The organism is Ruegeria sp. AM9 (assembly GCF_056540565.1).
This window is the reverse complement of record NZ_JBQFWY010000003.1, coordinates 293,356-315,491: the sequence shown is the minus strand read 5'-3', so window position 1 is coordinate 315,491 and position 22,136 is coordinate 293,356. Positions and strand designations below refer to the sequence as shown.

The window sequence follows — 22,136 nt, the reverse complement described above, 5'->3', positions numbered from 1 at the left end:
AGGAGAGACCGCGATGACCCATGCCCTGATTGTAATCGACGTCCAGAATGATTTCTGCCCCGGCGGCGCGCTGGCCGTACCCGCAGGGGATGAGATCGTCGCCCCGATCAATGCGATGATGGGTGATTTCGACACCGTGATCCTGACGCAGGACTGGCATCCGGCGGGGCATTCCTCATTCGCCAGTTCGCATCCGGGCAAAAACCCCTATGACGTGACCGAAATGCCCTATGGCCCACAAGTGCTGTGGCCGGACCATTGCGTGCAGGGTACGCCGGGCGCGGCGTTTCATGCCGATCTGCGCACCGATGGCGACCTGATCATTCGCAAAGGGTTTCGCAGCGCCATCGACAGCTATTCGGGGTTTTTCGAAAACGACCAATCCACGCCAACGGGCCTTGAGGGATATCTGAGAACACGGGGCATCAACAAACTGACCCTTGTTGGTCTGGCGACGGATTTCTGCGTCCATTTTTCGGCCATGGACGCCGCGCGGCTTGGGTTTGACGTGACTGTGCGGATGGAGGCCTGCCGGGCCATCGATCTGGACGGGTCCCTGGCCGCGGCCGAAACCGCAATGCGCGCGGCCGGCGTGACACTGTGCTAGGGCGCGGTGCCCGCCGACGCCAGATATCTCAGAACCACGATCACAACCACCGCCAGCCCAAGTGCGAATCCGATTCTCCCCTGGATCGAACGCCTTTTGGGTTTCGGCCCGGAGGAGCCTCGTGGTTTGCTTATCAGCTCCTGAACTTCGGATGGCACGTCGTCCTGTGGCCGGGCTGTTTTCACGTCATCGATAAACTGCCGGATGTCGAAGGCGCCACAATATTCGCCCTTCACACCCACCGCCCTGATATTGGCGAACAGCGCCCGCAGGATGCGTTCCCGCTCGGCCGTGTCCTGCGGGCGGAAATACCCGTGTGCAAGATTGCTGTTGGTGGGTTCCAGGCCGAACCCGGCCTCTTCGAAAATCATACGGATTTTGGGAGAAGCCGCGCGCAGGGCCTCGGCGGTGCTGGCACGACGAAACTGCGCACGCGTTGCCCTGTCCGCGGGCGCTGCGAGCTTCGCTGATCCAGAATTCGTTTCGTCAGCATCAATCGTTACAATATCAAAGTCGTACTCGAGACCCATTCACCGACTTAACCTTGTTCTTCCATCCCCTTTTTCTACTAACCAATGAAAAGATCAAACAATATGCTCGTATTGTGTTCTGACCTTGTCATTGTCTTCAATCTAGCGACTCTTGCCAATCCACGCACCTATTGATCTAACAACGGAAATCGCAGGAGTTCCACAATGGTCGATATTGCGACACGCGTGTACAATCATAAATGGAAGATTGACCCGATTGTCCGGTCTTTGATCGACACTGACTTCTACAAACTGCTGATGTGCCAGTCAGTGTTTCGAAATAAGCCCCAAACGGATGTGGTGTTTTCGCTGATCAACCGATCGAATCACATTCCGCTGGCCCAGTTGATCGACGAAGGCGAACTGCGCGAACAGCTGGATCACATCCGATCGCTCAGCCTCAGCCGGGGCGAAAGCACCTGGCTGCGCGGCAATACGTTCTACGGCAAACGACAGATGTTCCGCTCGGATTTCATGGAGTGGTTTGAGAACCTGCGCCTGCCGCCCTATCATCTGGAACGCAAGGGTGATCAGTACGAGCTGACCTTCGAGGGCAAGTGGCACGAGGTCATGCTGTGGGAAATCCCCGCGCTGGCGGTGCTGATGGAGCTGCGATCCCGCGCGGTTCTGAACGACATGCGCCGGTTCGAGTTGCAGGTGCTCTATGCCCGCGCCATGACCCGCGTTTGGGAAAAGATCGAGCAGTTGCGCGACATCGATGGCCTCGGCATTGCTGATTTCGGCACCCGCCGTCGGCATTCCTTCCTGTGGCAGGACTGGTGCGTACAGGCGATGATCGAGGGGCTGGGTCCTGCGTTTTCCGGCACCTCGAACTGTCTGATCGCCATGCGCCGCGAGGTCGAAGCGATCGGCACCAATGCACATGAACTGCCCATGGTCTATTCCGCGCTGGCCGAAACCGACGAGGCGCTGGCACAGGCGCCCTATGAGGTCCTCAGCGACTGGCATGACGAACATGACGGCAACCTGCGCATCATCCTGCCCGACACCTATGGCACGCAGGGGTTTCTGGACAATGCGCCCGACTGGCTTGCGGGCTGGACCGGTATCCGCGTCGACAGCGGCGATCCGGCGGCCGGGGCCGAAATTGCGATCAACTGGTGGAACTCGCGCGGCGAAGACCCGACGCAGAAACGGGTGATTTTCTCGGACGGGCTGGACGTGGACAAGATCCGCGAGCTTCACGGCCAGTTCGCCCATCGCACCAAGGTCTCGTTCGGGTGGGGCACTTTGCTGACCAATGATTTCCGTGGACTGGTCCCCGACGACGCGCTGGCGCCGTTCTCGTTGGTCTGCAAGGCGGTGTCGGCCAATGGCCGCCCGACCGTGAAACTGTCGGACAACCCGGAAAAGGCGATGGGGCCGCAGGACGAAATCGAACGCTATAAAAGGGTGTTCGGTGTCGGTGCGCAGGAACCGATCGAGGTGATCGTTTAGACCCTAACCATGGAAGGCCGCGACGGTTTTCAGTTGCGAGAACCCGTAAAGGGCCTCGAACCCTTTTTCGCGGCCGTGACCTGATTTACCCACGCCGCCGAACGGCAACTCAACACCCCCGCCGGCGCCGTAATTGTTGATGAACACCTGACCCGAGCGCAGCCGTTTCGCAAGCCGCATCTGCCGCGCGCCGTCGCGGGTCCAGATGCTGGCGACCAGCCCGTAATCGGTGCTGTTGGCGATCTGGACGGCCTCTTCTTCGGTGTCGAAGGGGATCAGAACCTGAACCGGGCCGAAAACCTCGTCACGTGCCAGAACGTGGTCGGGTGGAACATCGGCAAACAAGGTTGGCCGGACATACGCACCCTGCGCCGGGGCGTGATCAACGATCCGCCCCTGCCCGGCGATGCTCAGATCAGAGCCCTTGGCCAGAAACCCGGTCACGATCTCTTTCTGCCGGGCCGAGATCAGCGGGCCAACCCGCAAATCCTCGTGCGCCGGACCAACGGTCAGATCGACATAGGCCGCCGCCATCCGGGTTTTGACCTGCTCATACACCCCCCGCTGCACCAGAATGCGCGATGAGGCCGAGCAGGTCTGCCCCGCGTTCTGAATGCCCGCATTGACCAGAAACGGCAGCGCGGCGTCCAGATCGGCATCGTCGAACACCAGTTGCGGGGATTTCCCGCCCAACTCCAGCGTCACCGGCACCACATTACGCGCCGCCGCCTGCTGCACCAGCGCCCCTGTCGCCACCGAGCCGGTGAACGAGATATGGTCGACGCCCGGATGCCCGGACAGTGCCGCCCCGGCCTCGGCCCCCAAACCGGGCACCACGTTCAACGCGCCCGCAGGCAAACCGGCCTCCTGCGCCAGATGGGCAAAGGCCAATGCGGTCAGACAGGCCTCTTCCGCCGGTTTCAACACGCAGGCATTACCCATCGCCAGCGCTGCCCCGACCGAACGACCGATGATCTGCATCGGATAGTTCCACGGCACGATATGGCCGGTCACCCCATGCGGCTCGCGCAGGGTATAGACGGTGTAGCCGTCCAGATAGGGGATGGTCTCGCCCATTACCTTGTCCGCTGCACCCCCGTAGAATTCGCAATACCGCGCCAGGGCTACCGCATCCGCCCGCGCCTGGGTCAGCGGTTTGCCTACATCCATCGCCTCGATCCGCGCCAGATCATCTACGCGCTCCAGAACCAACTGGCCCAACCGGGTCAGGATGCGGCCCCGTTCCAGCGCGGTTTTTTGCCCCCAATCGCCTTGCAGTGCGGCGCGCGCGGCCTGCACGGCGGTGTCGATATCCGCCGCGCACCCCCGCGCAATCCGGCAAATCTCGGACCCGTCCGACGGGTTGATCAATGGAATATCCGCCTGAGAGGCAGGGCTGACCCATTTGCCGCCGATCAGACACAGGTCGGGATTGAACCAGAGGGGGTTGGACATTTGGGCCTCCTTTCAGGCTCTAACAAAAGGATTTATGCGACGTTTTTGCCGATACCGGGCAAGATGGGCGCAGCTTCGATCAGGGTTTGGGTATAGGGGTGCTGCGGGTTGGCAAAGACCTGTTCGGTTTCGCCCTGTTCTACGATCCGGCCCGCCTGCATCACCATCACCCGGTCCGTGATCGTGCGCACTACGCTCAGATCATGGCTGATGAACAGATAGGTCAGGTCATAAGCGGCGCAAAGCTCGGCCAGCAGGTCGAGGATCTGCGCCCGGACCGAGACGTCCAGCGCCGAGACCGCCTCATCGAACAGGATCAGTTCGGGGCGTATGATCAGGGCGCGGGCGATGGCGATGCGCTGCCGCTGCCCGCCCGAGAATTCGTGGATGTATTTGCCCGCGTCGTCGGGGCTGAGGCCCACGGCGGTCAGTATCTCGGCGATGCGGTCCTGCCTGTCCGAACCTGCAGGCGGTGCGTCCAGCAGGTAAAACGGCTCGGTAATCAGCCGCGCGACTTTGTGGCGGGGATTGAAGCTGCCATAGGGGTCCTGGAACACCACTTGCATCTTGCGCCGCACCTCCGGGTTCGGCTTGTGGCTTGAAAAGACGGGGTGTCCATCCAGGCGAATATCACCGCTTTGCACCTCTTCCAGCCCCAAAATTGCCCGTGTTAGGGTCGATTTTCCACATCCGGACTCTCCGACCAACCCCAGCCGCTCACCGCGATTAAGGGTGAAGCTGACGTGATCCACAGCGCGATGCAGGCCCGGTTTGTCGAACATTCGCTTTCGCGGAAGGCGGTAATCCCGGACAACCTTTGTGACCGTCAACAGCGGAGTTTCAGCCGCCGTCTCGGGCAGCGCCACCTGATGGCCCGAAGCCTCAAACAGCATCCGCGTGTAAGGGTGCTGCATGTTGCGCATCAGGTCGATGGTGGCGCCGCTTTCGACCACCTCGCCGCGGCGCATCACCACGATCTGATCCGCCATATCCGCCACCACGGCCAGATCATGGGTGATCATCAGCAAGCCCATGCCGTATTCGCGCACCAGCCCTTTGAGCAGATCAAGTATCTGCGCCTGAGTGGTCACGTCCAGCGCAGTTGTCGGCTCGTCCGCGATCAACAGCTTTGGACGCAATGCGATGGCCATGGCGATCACCACGCGCTGGCGCTGGCCTCCGGACAGTTCATGCGGATAGCGGGACAGTGGGAAGCGGTCGGGCGGCAGACCGACGCGGGTCAGAACCTCCTGCGCGCGCGCCTGCGCTTGCGGGCGCGGCAGGGCCTTGTGGATCAGGATCGTCTCCATCACCTGATCGCCAATGGTCTTGACCGGGTTCAGCGCCGTCATCGGCTCCTGAAACACCATGCCGATCGCGGCACCGCGCAAGGCGCACATCTCAGCCTCAGAGCGGTTCAGCAGCTCCTGCCCCTCCAGCCGGATCGCGCCTCGCGTTTCAGCCCCGTTTGGCAGCAATTGCATCACGGCAAAGGCGGTCATCGACTTGCCCGAGCCGCTTTCCCCGGTCACGGCCACGATCTGACCGGGGTCGATGGACAGGCTGACCTGTTTCAGGATGTCCGCATCGTGGATCGACAGAGAGAGGTTTTCGATCTGCAACAAACTCATGCGCGCGCCACCCGTATCCGAGGGTCCAGCCAGTCGCGCAGCCCGTCGCCCAACAGGTTCAGGCCCAGCACCGTGACGATGATCGCCAGACCCGGAATCAGAGCCAAATGCGGGGCAAAACTGACCATTGTCTGCGCGTCGGCCAGCATCCTGCCCCAGCTGGGCGTGGGCGGTTGGGCGCCAAGGCCGACATAGGACAAGCCGGCCTCGGCCAGTATCCCCAGCGAGAACTGAATGGTGCCCTGCACGATCAGCAGGTTGGCAACATTGGGCAGGATATGTTCCGCCGAAATCCGCGCCGCGCCCTTGCCCGAGACGCGGGCGGCGAGGATGAACTCGCGCTCCCACAGCGACAGGGCCGCGCCGCGGGTGATGCGGGCGAAAACGGGGATGTTGAAGATGCCGATGGCGATGATGGCATTGATCGCTCCGGCCCCGAAAACAGCGGTGATCAGGATGGCGATGACCAGCGACGGGAAGGCAAAGACGAGATCATTGCCGCGCATGATCACCTCATCCAGCCACGACCCCTTGCGCGCCGCCGCGGTCAGGCCCAGCGGCACGCCAAAGCCGATGCCGATACCCACCGCCACCAGCGCCACCGCAATGGACGTGCGCGCGCCCACCATGATCATCGAGAACATGTCGCGACCGAAATGATCCGTTCCGAACCACTGCTGCGCATTGGGTGGCTGCAATTTGTTGGGGATATCCAGCGCCGCATAGTCGTAAGGCGTCCAAACGAAAGATACCAAGGCCGCCAGCAGAACCAGCGAAGACAGCACCGCGCCAAGGATCAGGTTGCGGCTCATGTCCGGCTCCTCAGGCGGGGGTCAACGGCGGCATAGGCCAGATCGACCAAAAAGTTCACGGTGATGACGGCGAAGACCAGCAGCATGACGACAGACTCGACCACAATCAGGTCACGAGCGGAAATGGCCTGAAACACCAGCCGCCCGAGGCCCGGCAGGTAGAACACCTGCTCGATGATGATCGACCCCGCCAGCAGGAACGAGAATTGCAGCCCGATGATGGTCAGTACCGGGATCAGAGCATTGCGCACCCCGTGCCGCCACAGCGCCTGACGGCGCGACAGGCCCTTGGCGCGGGCGGTGCGCACGAAGTCCTCTCCCAGAATGTCCAGCAGCGAAGACCGCATCACCCGCGCCAGAATGGCCGCTTGCGGCAGGGCCAGCGCAATGGCGGGCAGGGTCAGGGAATGCAGGCCGACCCAGGCCCCCTTGTCCCAGCCCGCGAACCCACCCGCATTGAACCAGCGCAGATTGATGGCAAAGATCAGCACCAGCATCATCGCAAACCAGAAATTCGGCACCGCGATGCCCAGTTGCGTCGCCCCTATCACCGTCAGGTCTCCGGGTTTGCCCCGGCGCGCGGCGGCGTAAATCCCGGCGGGAAAGGCGATCAGGGTAGAGAGCGTCAGCGCATACAACGCCAGCGGCAGCGAGACCCACATCCGGTCCGCGATCATCTGCGATACCGGCGTGCGATAGGTGTAGGAGGTGCCGAAATCCCCCATCAGCATCCCGCCGACCCAGTTGAAATACCGCTGCGCCTTGGAAACATCCAACCCCAGCTCGACCCGTAACGCCGCCAGTGTATCCTCTTGCGCATTAACGCCCAGCATGAACGAGGCCGGATCACCCGGCGCGACCTCAATCACCGCAAAGATGACAACCGAGGCGACGGCAAGGCTGATCAGCAGTGAAATCAGACGTTTGAGGGCATAGCGCAGCATCGAGGCCACGTTAGGCACACAACCCGCGCGGGTCCAGCGCCTAGGGCACCAGAAGATAGATGAATATCGCGTAGGCCACGATGGCGGCGTAGCCCAGCGGGTAAATCCACTTGATCGCGTAATTGTCCAGCTTTCTGGCCGCATCCTCGCGCCCGGACACTTTCAGTTTGCGCAGGGCAACGTTGAACACGATCAGCGCCCCGGTCATCAGGAACATGCATTGCAGGATGAAATCCAGAAAGGTCAGATAGCCCAGCTTGGGCAGATCGGCAGAGATCGCCCAGTTGAAGGCCACAAATACCAGCAGATTGCCCCCGGCGATTTCAATCCGGCGGCGGTATTCGTCCAGAAAGAACAGTGCCCAGCCGACGGTGATCAGAACCAGCATCGGCAGGAACACCCGGATCACGTAATAAGTCAGGTGCCGCTTGCCCTCGAAGGCCAGCGCGATCTGATCGCTGTCCCGGCCGGACAACCCGATCACGGTCGAGCGTTCGACCCGGGGGTTGTCCAGAATCCACTCTTCCTCGCCCAGCATGTCGCCAAGGCCCGAGTATTCGTCTAGCGGGTAGTAAGACACGTAGTCGGACGGGAAGACCGACACGACCTCGAAAAAGAACTCCTGCGTGTCGAACGGGTATTTGCGGAAATCGAAATGCGGCGCCTGCAAGGTCAGCGAGGATTTCTCGACATAGACCACATGCCCGTCATGGCGCAGCGAGGCCGCGGATTCGTGGATCCATTTGTTGGATTGCTGGTTGTGGATGACAAACGCAGGGACAATCGCGCCCAGCCCCCGCGCGTGATCGGCCATGGCCGGCGGGTTGAAGACCTGAAACTCGCGCCCGACCTCATCGCGATCAAAGGCCAGCGCAGGATCGGTCCATTCGGCCCGCAGAACAACGACGGCGCCATAATTCTCGGCCTTTTGATCGACGCTGGTGACCTGATCGATGCGAATGCCGATCCCCACCTGCAGCGGGTTTTCCGGCGTGCCGACCAGCGGTCCCACCCCGCCTTCCAACCCAATTTGCGCCTGCGCCTTACCACCAATGGCAAAGAGACAGGCAACAACAAGACAGAGGATGCGGACCAGGTTCATTGTCGGACTTACTCGGAAACAGGAAACCGGGGCCGGCTGCGGCCCCGGAACGGGTTACTCGGACCAGCTGATCTGGGTCAGGTCAATCGCGGCGGTCGGCGCGTTCTTCCACAGACCCTGCACACCGGCCTTGGCCACCCCCAGCTTGGGCAGTTGGAACAAATAACCGTTAACGTAGTCTGTCGAGATCAGCCGCTGCATGTCGCCCAGCAGTTTCTTGCGCTCATCCGGGTCGGTGGTGGCGTTCAGTGTCTCCATCAGCGTCTGGGCGTCCAGACTGTCATACTGGAAATAGTAATCCGGGCGGGCATAGATACCGATATCCATCGGCTCGGTGTGGCTGATGACGGTCAGGCCGTAATCCTTGCCCTTGAACACCGATTCCAGCCATTGCGCCCATTCCACGTTGATGATCTCGGCCTTGATGCCGACCTCGGCCAGTTGCGCGGCAATGATTTCACCTCCGCGCCGTGCATAGGATGGCGGCGGCAGGTGCAGCGTGGTTTCGAACCCCTCTGCATAGCCCGCATCGGCCAGCAGCTTGGCCGCCTGTTTCGGGTCATGGGCCGAAGTCCCGGTCAGATCGACATAAGCCGGGTTATGTGGTGCGAAATGGGTGCCGATGGGGGTGCCATATCCGAACATCGCCCCGTCGATGATCGCCTGCCTGTCAATGGCATGGGCCAGCGCCTGCCGCACTCGGATGTCATCAAACGGAGGCTTCTTGTTGTTGGTCGACAGGATCGTTTCTCCCTCGGTCGAGCCAACCAGCACCTGAAAGCGCGGATCGGCCTCGAACTGAGCCAGATTTTCCGGCGCGGGAAAGTTGTCGAACACATCCACATCCTCGGCCATCATGGCGGCGAAGGCGGCGGTCGGGTCCGAGATGAACTTGAACGTTGCAGTCTCTAATGCGGGCTGATCGCCCCAATAGTCCGGATTTTGGTTCAGCGTGATACTGTCGCCCTGAACCCAGTTGCCAAAGGTAAACGCCCCGGTCCCCACGGGGCTGGTCTTGATGTTCTCGATACTGTCGGGAGAGACGATCACCGCATCCCCCCAGGCCATGTTGAACAGGAAATTGCCGTTCGGCTCGGACAGGGTGACCTTGACGGTCAGCGGGTCGATCACCTCGACGGCTTCGATCCCGGCAAACAGCGGCTTTTGCGCGTTGGCACTGTCTTCGGCGCGGGCGCGGTCGAGGCTGAACTTGACGTCCTCGGCATCCATCCCGGTGCCATCATGGAAGGTCACACCATCCCGCAGCTTGAAGGTATAGACGGTGCCGTCCTCGGAAATTTCCCAGCTTTCGGCCAGCCCGGGCACGACCGAGCCATCGCCCATGAACCGGGTCAGCCCCTCGAAGATGTTGGTATAGACCACCGAGTCAATCGCCTGCGCCGCAGCACTTGTGGGGTCCAGATGCGGCGGTTCAAGCTGCATCGCAATGGTGATATCGGATTTGGCCAACGCCCCGGTGGCAAAGACACTGACCCCCAGCGCCAGGGCCGATGCAAAGGATTTCAACATCTGATTTGTCATAAAAATCTCCCACCGTTTTTATGGCTGAACCCGCTGTTTTACGGGCTATTCTGCGGTTAATGTCCCTTTAAACCTCGGGTCAATCAAGGAAATGTTCGCGCAACCGGGGTTTCTATGACCTTGTTCAATCTGCTATGCCGCGCTGCAACATGAACCCCGGAGGAGCAATCATGAGCGCCACCGCCCACAAAAAAGCCCCCAATGCCGAGGACATCCGCGCCCGCAAAGGCGGCACGCCGCTGGTCAGCCTGACCGCTTACACGACCCCGATGGCGCGGCTGATGGATGCCCATTGCGACTTTGTTCTGGTGGGCGACAGCGTGGGCATGGTGCTGCACGGGCTGGAATCGACGCTGGGCGTGACGATGGAGATGATGATCCTGCACGGCCAGGCCGTTGCGCGCGGGTTGGGCGAGGCGATGATGGTCATCGACATGCCGTTTGGCAGCTACGAACACTCTCCGGCGGACGCCTTCCGCAACGCCGCCCGCCTGATGGCGGAAACCAGCGCAGGGGCGGTCAAGCTGGAAGGCGGGGTCGAGATGGCCGAGACCATCCGCTTTCTGGTCAAGCGCGGCATCCCGGTGATGGCGCATATCGGCCTGACGCCGCAATCGATCAATACGCTGGGCGGCTACAAGGTGCAGGGCCGGGATGAGCAGGCCGAGGCCGTGCTGGCCGACGCCCGTGCCGTGGCCGAGGCGGGCGCGTTTTCGGTGGTGCTTGAGAAGGTGCCGCAAGGTCTGGCTGACCGGATCACGTCCGAGGTCGCCATTCCGACCATCGGCATTGGTGCCTCTGCCGGATGCGACGGGCAGATTCTGGTCGTCGATGACATGGTGGGTTTCTTCACCGCCTTTAAACCGAAATTTGTCAAACGCTATGCCGAACTGGGCCCGCAGGCCGAAGCCGCCATTGCCGAATATGCCGCCGAAGTGCGCGCCCGCGCCTTTCCGGCTGACGAGCATGTGTTCGCGGATCAGGCACCCTCCAAAGGATCCAAGACATGACCGCCCCCATCCTGCGCCGCTTGGCCGACCTGCGTGCGCTGACGACCGAATGGCGCCGCACCGGTGAAACCATCGGCGTAGTCCCGACCATGGGTGCGCTGCATCAGGGGCATCTGTCACTGGTCGAGGCTGCAAAGGCCGGTACCGACCGGGTGATCGTGACCATCTTTGTGAACCCCAAACAGTTCAACAACCCCGAGGATCTGGCCAAATACCCGCGCACCGAACACGAAGACGCGCAGAAACTGGCCCCCTTCGGTGTCGACGCGATCTACGTGCCCGAACCCGAAGAGATCTATCCGCAGGGCTTTGCCACCAACGTATCCGTCGCCGGCCTGACCGATGTGATGGAGGGCGAATTCCGTCCCGGTCATTTCGACGGCGTTGCCACCGTGGTCGCCAAGCTGTTCCTGCAGACACAGGCGGATCGAGCCTATTTCGGGGAAAAAGACTTCCAGCAACTGATGGTGGTCCGCCGCATGGCGCGCGATCTGGATATTCCCGTCGAGGTGATCGGCTGCCCCACGGTGCGCGAACCTTCGGGGCTGGCGATGTCGTCGCGCAACCTGCGTCTGTCGCCGGATGGGCTGGCGATTGCCGCCAACAAGCACCGGATCATGCAGGGCGTGGCTCAGTCGCTGAAAGCCGGTGCCGCCTTTGATCCGCTGGCCGCAAAGGCCGAAACCGATCTGCTGGCCGCAGGGTTTAGTCAGGTCGAATATATCCACCTGCGCTGCGCCGACACGCTGGAACCTCTGACACATGCCGACCGCCCAGCGCGGCTGTTTGCGGCGGCATGGGCGGGCGGGGTCCGGCTGATCGACAACATTCCGGTCTGAACGCTCTGGCCCCCGCGCCGATGTTTGCGCTAAAGTCCCGCAAAACCAACGGGAGGGGCGCGGGGAATGACCTATATTCTCGCCATTGATCAGGGCACCACATCATCGCGGGCCATTTTGTTCGACGCAGAATTGCAGCGCGCAGGCACCGCGCAGCATGAATTCACCCAGCATTTCCCGCAGGAAGGCTGGGTTGAACATGATGCCGAGGAAATCTGGGACAGCGTCCTGCGCGTCTGCCGCGAAGTGATGGAGACGACCGGCGTTACCCCCGATCAGATCGCGGGCATCGGCATCACCAATCAGCGCGAAACCACCGTGGTCTGGGACCGCGCCACCGGCAAGCCGATCCACAACGCCATCGTCTGGCAGGACCGCCGCACCGCCGAGATCTGCGCACGCTACAAGCAGGTGGGGTGCGAGGATGACGTCACCGCCCAAACCGGCCTGCTTCTGGACCCGTATTTCTCGGGCACCAAGGTGAAATGGCTGCTGGATACCGTACCCGGCGCCCGCGACCGTGCCGAGGCCGGAGAGCTGATGTTCGGCACCATCGACTGTTTCCTGATCTGGCGTTTGACCGAAGGGCGCAGCCACGCCACCGACGCCACCAACGCCGCCCGCACCCTGCTGTTCGATATCCACAAGGGCGAATGGAGTGCCGAGATCTGCGACCTTCTGGACGTGCCAATGAACATGCTGCCGGAGGTGCATGATTGTGCGTCGGATTTCGGAAATACGACCCTAATTGGCGGAAATATCCCGATTCTGGGCGTGGCCGGAGACCAGCAGGCCGCCACCATCGGGCAGGCCTGCTTCCAGCCCGGCATGATGAAATCAACCTATGGCACCGGCTGTTTTGCCCTTTTGAACACCGGGGACCAGCCGGTTGAATCGAAAAACCGCCTGCTGACGACCATTGCCTATCAGTTGGACGGCAAGCGAACCTATGCGCTGGAAGGCTCGATCTTTGTCGCCGGGGCCGCGGTGCAATGGCTGCGCGATGCGCTGCAGATCATCGAGTCCGCCCCCGAAAGCGGCGAGTTGGCGCAGCAGGCCGATCCGAACCAGCATGTGGTGTTGGTTCCCGCCTTTACCGGCCTCGGCGCGCCCTATTGGAAGCCGGACTGCCGCGGCGCCGTCTTTGGCCTGACCCGCAATTCAGGCCGCGCAGAATTCGCCAAGGCCACGCTGGAAAGCATCGCCTACCAGACCCGGGACCTGTGGCACGCCATGCAGGGCGACTGGGGCGCGGATACTGACGTGACCCTGCGCGTGGACGGAGGTGCCAGCGCCTCGGATTGGGCGATGCAGGGCCTGTCAGACTATCTGGGGGCCGAGGTTGACCGCCCCGTCATGCAGGAAACCACAGCGTTGGGTGCGGCCTGGCTGGCCGGGATGCGGGCGGGTGTTTATCCGGACCAACAGGGATTCGCGGAAACCTGGGCACTGGACCGACGGTTTGAACCGGAACTGTCAGCCGAGGACCGCGACGCCGCCTATGAGCGCTGGAAACGCGCCGTTTCGGCGGCAATGGCGTTCTGAGCCAGGGGAAGGATCAGCTGTGATCCTTCATCAGCCGCTGCTTCTGACGTGACCAGTCACGTTTGGCCTGGGTCTCACGCTTGTCGTGCAGCTTTTTGCCCTTGGCGATGCCGATCTTCAGCTTCGCCCGGCCCTTGTGGTTGAAATACAGGACCAGCGGCACCAGCGTCATGCCCTTGCGCTGGGTCGCATTCCACAGGTTGGCCAGTTCCTTGCGCGACACCAGCAGCTTGCGGCGGCGGCGTTCTTCGTGTTTGAACACCTTCGCCTGCTCGTAGGGCGCGATGTAGCTGTTGATCAGCCACAGCTCTCCGTCATCGACCGAGGCATAGCTTTCGGCGATGTTCGACCCGCCCGCGCGCAGGGATTTGACCTCGGACCCCTCCAGCACGATGCCGCATTCGATATCGTCTTCGATCGCATAGTCGAAACGCGCACGCCGGTTTTCGGCGATGACTTTGTAGTTCGGGTCTGAGTTCTGCTTTTGCTTGGCCATGACGCGTTGATTTAGGCGGCTTGGGCGGCCCTTGCAAGCCGTACCGTCAGGTCTTGGCCGAGATGATCAGATCGGGACCGAAAATCGTGTCGGCGTGATTGTGCAGATAGATCTTGAGCCATGGCGTGAACCGCGTCGGGTGACGCTGCACCTCGGCCAGCAGATCGTGATAGTCGATCCAGCGGATATCCATGACTTCGTCCGGATTAGGCTCGATTTTCAGCGGGCTGCGCACATGGGCCAGAAAGACATCGACCACCTCATGCTCGACCATGTTGTTGCCGACATCGGCGTGGTATTCCAAGCGGTGACGGTATTCGGGATACAGGCCCGTGATTCCAAGTTCCTCGCGCAGACGGCGCACGGCACATTCCGAGGGCGTCTCACCCCAATCGGGATGGGTGCAGCAGGTATTCGCCCACAGACCCGGCGTGTGGTATTTGCCCATCGCCCGGCGCTGCAGCAGAATCTCGGTGCCGCGGACGACAAAGACGGACACAGCCTTGTGTCTGAGGCCCTTTTCATGCGCCTCAAGCTTGTCCACGGGGGTCAATTCGCCATCAACCCAGGCCGGGATCATGATTCCCATCTGTCGTCTCCTGCTGCCGATCTGCCTGAAGGGCCATTAATTCGAAAGTGACTTGGGCCGGATCGGCGTGGCTTTGCGCAATCATGCGGGCAAGGCATGACGGATCGCGCATACCCAAGGTGGCGCTGATCTTTCCTGTGATCAAGCGCACGAAAGGCCGCAGGGGCTGCGGCCTTTTGTAACCTTAAGCGACGCGTGGCGTCAGATGTTATTCGCCAGAAACGCTGACGATATAGGCATAGACGTCTTCGCCGCCCTTCTTCAGCTTGAAGGTCATCTTGGATTTGGCAGCGGTGTCATCCAGATAGGTTTTCAGGAATGTCTTGGGGTCCTGAGCGTATTCGACAAAGGTGGCTTCGTCCCAGACCAGACCGTTTTCACCGGCTGCAACAATGCTGTCGCCATATTTGAAGCCTTCGACAGTGCCCGCAGTGCGGCCCGCGATGCCATAAAGGTTCGGACCGGTCTTGCCGCCTTTGACGATTGCCTCGCCGTCGGGGGTGGCGATTTGGTGACAGGATTTGCATTTGTTGAAGGTTTTCTTCCCGGCCTCGGCGTCGCCTTCGGCGTAAACGGGTGCGGCCAGAAGGCCGATAATTGCGGTAGCGAGGATGCGATTCATAGCTTGTGCTCCGATACAAATTGGCTGCGCCGAATGGACCGTCAGCGCAAGAAAGAGTCAACGCGCAGATTGCCGCGCGCCGGCACTGTGCCACTGCGGCATATTGGTCGTCCTTAACTTAAGTCATGTGGCGCCGACCAACAGGGCAAAAGATCGCCCGCTGCCGGAGTGGCCAGATAGATCGCGCGCGCGATCGCCCGCGCAAGGCAGACCGAGGCCGCATGGCCGATCAGCCCCAATTCCGATTCAGCCGTGACCGGACGTGCGCCTGTGCTGACCCCAAACACCAGATCGCCGTCGCCCGGCGTGTGGGCAGGCAGGATCGCCCGGGCAATGCCATCATGGGCCGCCACCGCCAGCCGCTGGCATTGCGGTTTCGACAGCGCGGCATCGGTGGCCACGATGGCGATGGTGGTGTTGCCTTTGTCCGGCTCGGTTAGGCGCATGGCCTGAGCCTTGAGGCTGGGCGCGGGTTGGCCCCGGCCGGCGATGGTATCAGGCCCTAATCCGCCGAATTCACCGTCAAATTCAAAGGGTGCGGCCCAGAAATGGCGGTCTCCGGGCGTGGTGACGCTGCCCAAGGGGTTGGCCGCGACCAGTGCGCCGACCGTAATCCCGTTGTCCAGCACCAACGAGGCAGAGCCCAGCCCGCCCTTGTGTCTGGAGGTCAAAGCGCCGGTGCCCGCCCCTGCCGTGCCCAGCGCGAAATCTTCGGCGGCGGTTTCAAACGCGGCCCGGCCCAAAGCGCGATAGGGGTTGTCGTTCCAATCCTTGTCACCGCCATTCAGCAGATCGAACAGGATCGCGCCAGGCACGATCGGCACCACGGTGTCGCCGACCCGATACCCCCGGCCCTGCGCGCGCAGCGCATCCGACACCCCGGAACAAGCATCCAGCCCGAAGGCCGACCCGCCGGACAAGGTTATCGCGTCCACCCGTGTGACCGATTTGTCCGGCGCCAGCAGATCGGTTTCCCGCGTTCCTGGTGCTCCGCCCATCACATGAACCGAGGCGGCAAAGGCCTGATCTGCTGCCAGCACGGTTGTGCCGGATTTCAGCGCTTGGTCCTGCGCATTTCCGACCAACAAGCCGGGGACGTCGGTGATCAGATTTCTGGGTCCGGGGGTCATTGCGGTCTTTGATGTTGAGGCCGGAAAGCGCGCAGGCGCGCTGCCTTCGGCGAAAGTATTTTGGAAAAGATGAAGCGCGGGTCAGATGCAGCGGCCACCGTCGACCTCCAGAGCTGCGCCGGTGATCATGCTGGCCTCATCCGAGCACAGGAAGCAGGCCGCGTTGGCCATGTCCTCGGGGGTCGAGAACCGGCCCAGCGGAATGGTCGACAGGAACTTGGCGCGCATTTCCGGGGTGTCTTCGCCCATGAAGGATTTCAGCAGCGGCGTTTCCCCTGCCACCGGGCAGATGGCATTCACCCGGACGCCCGAGGGGGCCAGCTCTACCGCCATGGTCTTGGTCGCGGTGATCATCCAGCCCTTTGAGGCGTTGTACCAGTTCAGGTTGGGGCGCGGCGACAGGCCCGCCGTCGAGGCCACGTTCAGGATCGCCCCCGCCCCGCGCACTTTCATTGCAGGCACCAAAGCGCGCGCGGTCAGGTAGACGGATTTCATGTTCACGTTGAAGACACGGTCGAAATCGTCCTCAGCGACCTCTTCCAGCGGCATCGGCATATGGGTGATGCCGGCATTGTTCACCAGAATGTCCAGATGCCCGAACCGATCCCGCACAATGTCCGCCATGGCCTGTACCGAAGCTGCGTCCGCCACGTCCACCAGTTGCGCAATCGCGTTGGGTCCGAGCTGCTTGGCCTGAACCTCGGCCGCGTCGCCGTTGACATCGGCAATCATCACACGCGCGCCTTCCGACAGGAATTTCTGCGCGATCCCGGCGCCGAACCCCGACGCGCCGCCGGTGACGATTGCGGTTTTTCCCTCCAACCTCATGATCTTGCTCTCCCTTGCGGGATCAGACTAGCAAGGCGCGACGAAACTGCCAGTTCAATCTTCGGACACCTTGCCGCGCAGCGCTTTGACGTCCCCGCGCGCCTTTTTCGCCGCCAGCCGCCGTTTGACCGACCCATAGGTGGGTTTCGTCGCAATGCGCCGCTTGGGTTTGACCAGCGCGCGGGTGATCAGTTCGACCAGACGGGCACGAGCGATCTCGCGGTTGCGGGCTTGCGAGCGGGTTTCTTCGCATTGGATGATGATCGCGCCGTCCTTGGTCCAGCGCCGCCCGGCTAGACGTTTCAGCCGGTTTTTCACCGGATCAGGCAGGGAGGGCGAGCGCGCGGCTTCGAACCGCAGCTCGACCGCAGTAGACACCTTGTTCACATTTTGCCCGCCGGGACCGGAGGACCGCACGAAGCTTTCCGTCATTTCCCAATCTTGCAGGGCGATATCGTCGGTGATGCGCAACATGGGGTGGACCTTATCCGGCACAGACAGAAACAAAAAGGGCCGCCCCGGCGGGACGGCCCTTCGAAAGTATAAGGAGGTCGGGTCGGTTAGATCAATCGACCAGCCGGAGCGAGTGCTCCGCCAAGGGCTGCCTTAACAGGCGATCCCCCCGGTTGTTCCGACACCTCTCTCCAATCTCTTTCTCGACACTGGATCACCTCCTTTTCTATCTGTTGCGGTTAACTTTGAGCCTGACACAAGATGCGCCATTCTCAAAGCGTTTTTTTACGCGGGCTGTGCAGACAGGCGTGCAACGATCACTTTGAACGGGATCAAGGCGATCAGCGCCAGCGACAATTTCACCAGCCAGTCGGCAAAGGCCAGCGTCACCCAAAGCGGGGCCATCGGGCCGGACAGCATGAAGGGCACGGGCTCCCACGCCCAGTTGATCGCGGCGTCTGCATTGGCCCCAAAGACCGTGACCGAGGCCGAAAACGCGATGGTGAAGAACAGCGCCGTATCCAGGGCCGAGCCGATCAGGGTCGAGACCAGCGGCGCGCGCCACCAGCGGCCACCGCGCAGGGAATTGAACACGGTCACGTCGGTCAATTGGGCGATCAGGAAGGCGGTACCGGACGCAACAGCGATCCGCAGCGGCACGGCGGCATAGGTGAAGCCGTCACCCTGCAGCATGATCTGGCTGCCGATCAGCGAGCAGATGATGCCGGTGATGAAACCTGCAAACACCACCTTGCGGGCGGTGGCCACGCCATAGACGCGGTTCATGATGTCAGTGACCAGAAAGGCCAGCGGATAGGTGAAGGCACCCCATGTCAGCAGCCCGTCAAAGATCAGGAACTGGACCAGGATGTTCGAGGCCACAACAATGGCGGCCATGGCAAGAATGCCGGGGATGTAAGCGCGTTGCATGTTCAGATGCCCGTTTTGACAAGGTAGCGGCGACTTGGCCAAGGGACCGTCCCAAGGCAAGCCGTGCGTTTAGACCCTTGGATGCCGCATGTCAATCCGGCAGCAGATATTCCACCAGTTCGGTGCGTTGCAGGGCCAGAAAGTTGTCGTCCGAGATCATCGTGGCCCGCAGACGCCCCTGATCGTCGCGCCAGACCGACAGCCCTTCGAGGTTGTCATGGGCGCCGGTGCCGCTGGTGAACAGGGTTTCCTCATCCCCGGGCACGTCCCCCGTGATCTGCCAGCGGCGCAGGCGGGTACGGAACCCTGTCAGCGACAGGCTGCGCTCCAACAGATAAAACCGGCCGTCAGGTCCGAAATCGGCAGAGACGGGCAGGAACTTGCCCCGCTGCGGCAGCACAAAAGGCGTCGACCAGCCCTGCCCGTCCCAGCGATAGACGGGGATGTCACCCTGCCGGGTGCGGCTTTTCTCGGGCAGGGTATAAAGCTGCCCCCGGTTGTCGATGGCCAGCGCCTCGAACGAACCGTTCTGTTTCAGGTCTTCAAACGCCTTGGGGCGCGGCAGCACCCGCGCATTGGCATCGGGGGATGTATAGCGGGCCACGCGATGCAGCCATTCGAATGAGATGTAATAGCTGCCATCCGGCGCGACCGCGATGCCCTCGGAATCCCCGGTACCGCCCGACAAGGGCCGACCCTTGCTGGACAGAACCGGCCAGTTTCCGATGATCCGAACCCCAGTGATCTGATCCCCATCCCGCGCGATGGCCGCGCGGACAAGAACCGCCCGGTCGCTAAGCGCGATCATCTGGCGCCCGTTATCCGAGACATGCAGCGCCGAAAACCCGCCGAACCACTCGGCCTTGTGCCGCCACGCAAAGCTGTTCAGTTGGGTAGCCGTCTTGACCTCGACCGCCCAGACCGATCCGGCCAGCAGAACAGCAATCAGTTGGACTGCAAGACGGCTGCGCATTGTTGCGGCAAATCAGTCAGAACATATTCCCGGCGTTTCTTCGGCGGCGGCGCGTTCGGATCGGGCGGCGGCGGGTTGAGGATATTGCGCACCCATTGCTGCGCCTCGGCACAGCCATCCCCCTTGGGCGGCGGGTCCTGATTGACACAACCGCGCGAGCCCCTGGGACAATTCAGGCGCACATGGAAGTGATAGTGATGGCCCCACCACGGCCTGATCTTGCGCAGATAGGCGCGATTGCCCTTCTCATCATTGCACATCTGAACCTTGGCACCGGGAAAGACGAAAATCCGCGCCACGCGCCTGTCCTTGGCGGCCTCGCGCAGCACTGCGTGGTGCTGTGCCGTCCAGTTACCATTCACATAGGCCCCGTTGGCGCGACGCAGGGACACAGACGAAATTTTCTCGCGCGCCTTTCGGCTGAGACGCATGTTGTCACCGGGCAGCATCCAGATATCGATATCCAGACCCAGTTGATGCGAGCGGTGGCCCGAGGTCATCGGCCCGCCCCGCGGCTGGCTGATATCCCCGATATAGAGACCATTCCACCCCGGCTGCCGCGCCGCAAACCGGCTGAGGTCCTGCACATAGTCGATCGCCACCGGATGGCCCCAGTTGCGATTGCGCGACAGACGCATGGCCTGCCATGTCGGCCCGGTTTCGGGCAGTTGCACCGACCCGGCGGCACATCCGCGCGAATAACTGCCGAACGCGGCCGGTTTTTGTTGTGAACTTTGCTTTTGCGCTCCGAACAATTGCTTGGCCAAGGGTTGCGCCCCGGCCGTTCCTGCCAATGTCATCGCGGCAATTAGTGCCAAAAAACGTAGTAAAATCATCTGCTCTGATCCCCTTCCGGTTTCACCCAGCGCATTAGGAACAGGCCCAGAATAAACAACAGAATGATCGGTGACACCCCTAGCCGTGCGCTACCGGTGGCAGCTGTGGCAATCCCGATCAGCAAGGGCGCAGCAAAGGCGGTGGCACGGCCCGAAAGACCATAAAGACCAAAGCTTTCGACCGGCGCCTTGGGATCGGTGTGGCGCACCATGAGCGAGCGGCTGGCCGATTGCAGAATGCCCCCCATACCGCCGATCAGAACGCCGCAGCCAAAGAACACGATGTCCGGCAGGCCCGAGCCTTCCGGCAGCGCGATGCCGTAAATCTGCGTCCGGTCCATCGACACCACGGTGATGCAGACAAAGATCAAAACCCAGATCGCCACCAGAATGACCGGTTTAGGGCCGTATTTCTTGTCCATCTTGCCGCCGATCCAGGCAAAGATGGCCGAGGCCAGAACGCTGACAATTCCGAACACGCCGATCGTAATCTCGTCCCACTTCAATACAAGTTTTGCATAGATGCCACCAAATGTGTAAAGCCCGTTCAACGCATCACGATAAAACATGGAAGAGCCGAGATAGCTGGCCAAACTGCCCCGATGGCGCAGGTCCGAGATCGATTTTCCCAACAAGCGCAATGCCGTTCCAAGACTGCCGGTTTTATTGCTGTCTGGATCGTCCCGCACCCACAGGAAATAGGGCACCATAAATAGAATGAACCACCCGGCGGTTAGTGGGCCTACAAAGCGCGTGCCTTCGCGGTCCACCGCATCGAGCCCGAACAGCGGTTCTATTCCAACTAGAGTTCTACCATCCGCCCGCTCCATAAATAATGCCAGCATAATCGCCAGCGAGATCAGCCCGCCGAAATAGCCAAAGGCAAAGCCCGAGCCCGAAATCTCTCCGACCTCGTTGTCATCGCCCAGATCCGGCAGCTGCGAGTTGATGAAGATCAGCGCGTATTCCGCACCCACAAAGCCCAGCCCAAAGGCCGACAGCATCAGCCACATGTTCGAGCCATCCGGCATCGTGAACCACAGCGCTGCCGAGCCCACCGCATACATCACCGAAAACGCAAATATCCACGGGATACGCCGCCCCGACACATCGGCCATTGCGCCCAAAAGCGGCGCCCCGAACGCGATGATCAGCCCGGTGATCGTCAGGCAGTTGGCCCAGACCGTCTGCGCCCGCGCCGCTGCCGCCTGCGGCTCTAACCCGGTGCCCGAGAAATACCCCGCCGCAACCCCGGCGAAATAGGGACCAAAGACAAAGGTGACCAGAAGAGTGTGAAAGGGTTGGCTGGCCCAGTCGAAAAACCACCAGCCCCAAATGCGCTTGCGCTTGGAAATCTCTGCCATGACCGCCCCTGATTATCGTTGCGTTCATAAGACGGGCCTTTGTCCCGTTTCGCAAGCGTTCTGTTGGCACGGGCTTGCTCTTTGACGCGGGGGCGCTTAGGTCTCGTCAAATCAATACTCCGGAGGCCCCATGCTGTCGCTGATCCAAATTCTGCTGCTGATCCTGGACATTGTCTGGTTCATCATTCTGGCCCATGTGATCATGAGCTGGCTGATCAACTTTCAGGTGCTCAACCTGCATCAACAGCTGGTCGCGCAAATCTGGTACGGCCTGAACCGCATTCTGGAACCGATCTATGGCCCGATCCGCCGCTTTCTGCCCGCGATGGGCGGGCTGGACCTGACGCCTCTGGTCGTGCTGGTCGGCGTTTACGCGCTGCGGATAATCCTGATCAACAATATGGTCTATTTCGCCTGACCTCTTGTTCACCGAATCCTAG

Annotated in this window: 23 protein-coding genes; 6 read left to right on the top strand and 17 right to left on the bottom strand. The window is 61.5% G+C overall.

What is annotated here, in order from left to right; all coding sequences use genetic code 11:
- Positions 1 to 13 precede the first annotated feature (13 nt).
- On the top strand, positions 14 to 607 hold the full coding sequence (gene pncA / locus ACR0DO_RS08800; protein ID WP_480557995.1) for a bifunctional nicotinamidase/pyrazinamidase: 594 nt from the start codon (positions 14 to 16) through the stop codon (positions 605 to 607).
- On the opposite strand, the gene ACR0DO_RS08795 is transcribed toward pncA, so the two are convergent.
- Positions 604 to 1,137 carry a hypothetical protein gene (locus tag ACR0DO_RS08795; RefSeq protein WP_480557993.1) on the bottom strand — a complete coding sequence of 178 codons (534 nt, stop codon included), beginning with the start codon at positions 1,135 to 1,137 and terminating at the stop codon, positions 604 to 606. The genes pncA and ACR0DO_RS08795 overlap by 4 nt on opposite strands.
- A gap of 165 nt (positions 1,138 to 1,302) precedes the next feature.
- Between ACR0DO_RS08795 and pncB the strand changes: the two genes are divergently transcribed.
- Positions 1,303 to 2,595 (top strand): nicotinate phosphoribosyltransferase, encoded by a 1,293-nt coding sequence (gene pncB, locus ACR0DO_RS08790; RefSeq protein ID WP_480557991.1) that lies wholly within the window; start codon positions 1,303 to 1,305, stop codon positions 2,593 to 2,595.
- A 3-nt stretch (positions 2,596 to 2,598) separates the two neighbouring features.
- Here the strand turns inward: pncB and ACR0DO_RS08785 are convergent, their stop codons facing one another.
- From ACR0DO_RS08785 to ACR0DO_RS08760, 6 genes are read right to left on the bottom strand one after another with little or no spacing between them, the layout of a single operon-like run.
- Positions 2,599 to 4,050 carry an aldehyde dehydrogenase family protein gene (locus ACR0DO_RS08785; protein WP_480557989.1) on the bottom strand — a complete coding sequence of 484 codons (1,452 nt, stop codon included), beginning with the start codon at positions 4,048 to 4,050 and terminating at the stop codon, positions 2,599 to 2,601.
- 32 nt (positions 4,051 to 4,082) lie between these two features.
- Entirely contained in the window at positions 4,083 to 5,681 is a 1,599-nt protein-coding gene (locus ACR0DO_RS08780; RefSeq protein WP_480557987.1) for an ABC transporter ATP-binding protein, read from the bottom strand.
- Positions 5,678 to 6,493 carry an ABC transporter permease gene (locus ACR0DO_RS08775; protein WP_480557985.1) on the bottom strand — a complete coding sequence of 272 codons (816 nt, stop codon included), beginning with the start codon at positions 6,491 to 6,493 and terminating at the stop codon, positions 5,678 to 5,680. The genes ACR0DO_RS08780 and ACR0DO_RS08775 overlap by 4 nt, the downstream gene beginning before the upstream one ends.
- Positions 6,490 to 7,437, bottom strand: a complete 948-nt coding sequence (locus ACR0DO_RS08770; protein ID WP_480557983.1) for an ABC transporter permease — start codon at positions 7,435 to 7,437, stop codon at positions 6,490 to 6,492. Before ACR0DO_RS08770 ends, ACR0DO_RS08775 begins: the two co-directional genes overlap by 4 nt.
- 40 nt (positions 7,438 to 7,477) lie before the next feature.
- Positions 7,478 to 8,539: a ligand-gated ion channel gene (locus ACR0DO_RS08765; protein ID WP_480557981.1), complete on the bottom strand. Its 1,062-nt coding sequence runs from the start codon at positions 8,537 to 8,539 to the stop codon at positions 7,478 to 7,480.
- Positions 8,540 to 8,593: 54 nt separating this feature from the next.
- A complete protein-coding gene (locus tag ACR0DO_RS08760; RefSeq protein WP_480557979.1) occupies positions 8,594 to 10,081 on the bottom strand; it encodes an ABC transporter substrate-binding protein in 1,488 nt (495 codons plus the stop codon).
- A gap of 170 nt (positions 10,082 to 10,251) precedes the next feature.
- Here ACR0DO_RS08760 and panB point away from each other — a divergent pair, with 170 nt between their 5' ends.
- The 3 genes from panB (at position 10,252) to glpK (ending at position 13,475) form a co-directional block, all read left to right on the top strand.
- Entirely contained in the window at positions 10,252 to 11,091 is an 840-nt protein-coding gene (panB, locus tag ACR0DO_RS08755; RefSeq protein WP_480557977.1) for a 3-methyl-2-oxobutanoate hydroxymethyltransferase, read from the top strand.
- Positions 11,088 to 11,930 carry a pantoate--beta-alanine ligase gene (gene panC / locus ACR0DO_RS08750; RefSeq protein WP_480557975.1) on the top strand — a complete coding sequence of 281 codons (843 nt, stop codon included), beginning with the start codon at positions 11,088 to 11,090 and terminating at the stop codon, positions 11,928 to 11,930. Before panB ends, panC begins: the two co-directional genes overlap by 4 nt.
- A 66-nt stretch (positions 11,931 to 11,996) precedes the next feature.
- The gene (gene glpK, locus ACR0DO_RS08745) at positions 11,997 to 13,475 is read left to right on the top strand and encodes a glycerol kinase GlpK (protein WP_480557973.1); all 1,479 of its coding nucleotides are present in this window, start codon (positions 11,997 to 11,999) and stop codon (positions 13,473 to 13,475) included.
- Between the two features lie 13 nt (positions 13,476 to 13,488).
- On the opposite strand, the gene smpB is transcribed toward glpK, so the two are convergent.
- From smpB to ACR0DO_RS08695, 10 genes are all read right to left on the bottom strand, one after another.
- Complete coding sequence (gene smpB / locus ACR0DO_RS08740) at positions 13,489 to 13,971, bottom strand: SsrA-binding protein SmpB (RefSeq protein ID WP_170326303.1); 483 nt, start codon at positions 13,969 to 13,971, stop codon at positions 13,489 to 13,491.
- A gap of 46 nt (positions 13,972 to 14,017) precedes the next feature.
- Complete coding sequence (gene idi / locus ACR0DO_RS08735; RefSeq protein ID WP_480557971.1) at positions 14,018 to 14,560, bottom strand: isopentenyl-diphosphate Delta-isomerase; 543 nt, start codon at positions 14,558 to 14,560, stop codon at positions 14,018 to 14,020.
- Positions 14,561 to 14,768: 208 nt separating this feature from the next.
- Complete coding sequence (locus ACR0DO_RS08730) at positions 14,769 to 15,182, bottom strand: c-type cytochrome (protein WP_170326301.1); 414 nt, start codon at positions 15,180 to 15,182, stop codon at positions 14,769 to 14,771.
- 113 nt (positions 15,183 to 15,295) lie between these two features.
- Positions 15,296 to 16,312, bottom strand: a complete 1,017-nt coding sequence (locus ACR0DO_RS08725) for a P1 family peptidase (RefSeq protein ID WP_480557969.1) — start codon at positions 16,310 to 16,312, stop codon at positions 15,296 to 15,298.
- Positions 16,313 to 16,393: 81 nt separating this feature from the next.
- Positions 16,394 to 17,140 carry an SDR family oxidoreductase gene (locus tag ACR0DO_RS08720; RefSeq protein ID WP_480557967.1) on the bottom strand — a complete coding sequence of 249 codons (747 nt, stop codon included), beginning with the start codon at positions 17,138 to 17,140 and terminating at the stop codon, positions 16,394 to 16,396.
- A 54-nt stretch (positions 17,141 to 17,194) separates the two neighbouring features.
- Positions 17,195 to 17,614 carry an alternative ribosome rescue aminoacyl-tRNA hydrolase ArfB gene (gene arfB / locus ACR0DO_RS08715; RefSeq protein WP_480557965.1) on the bottom strand — a complete coding sequence of 140 codons (420 nt, stop codon included), beginning with the start codon at positions 17,612 to 17,614 and terminating at the stop codon, positions 17,195 to 17,197.
- Between the two features lie 264 nt (positions 17,615 to 17,878).
- Entirely contained in the window at positions 17,879 to 18,523 is a 645-nt protein-coding gene (locus ACR0DO_RS08710) for a queuosine precursor transporter (protein ID WP_480557963.1), read from the bottom strand.
- A 91-nt stretch (positions 18,524 to 18,614) separates the two neighbouring features.
- Entirely contained in the window at positions 18,615 to 19,496 is an 882-nt protein-coding gene (locus ACR0DO_RS08705) for an esterase-like activity of phytase family protein (protein WP_480557961.1), read from the bottom strand.
- The gene (mepA, locus tag ACR0DO_RS08700) at positions 19,469 to 20,296 is read right to left on the bottom strand and encodes a penicillin-insensitive murein endopeptidase (RefSeq protein ID WP_480557959.1); all 828 of its coding nucleotides are present in this window, start codon (positions 20,294 to 20,296) and stop codon (positions 19,469 to 19,471) included. Before mepA ends, ACR0DO_RS08705 begins: the two co-directional genes overlap by 28 nt.
- A 32-nt stretch (positions 20,297 to 20,328) precedes the next feature.
- Complete coding sequence (locus tag ACR0DO_RS08695; RefSeq protein WP_480557957.1) at positions 20,329 to 21,696, bottom strand: MFS transporter; 1,368 nt, start codon at positions 21,694 to 21,696, stop codon at positions 20,329 to 20,331.
- 130 nt (positions 21,697 to 21,826) lie between these two features.
- Here ACR0DO_RS08695 and ACR0DO_RS08690 point away from each other — a divergent pair, with 130 nt between their 5' ends.
- Positions 21,827 to 22,114 carry a YggT family protein gene (locus ACR0DO_RS08690; protein WP_480557955.1) on the top strand — a complete coding sequence of 96 codons (288 nt, stop codon included), beginning with the start codon at positions 21,827 to 21,829 and terminating at the stop codon, positions 22,112 to 22,114.
- Positions 22,115 to 22,136: the final 22 nt, after the last annotated feature.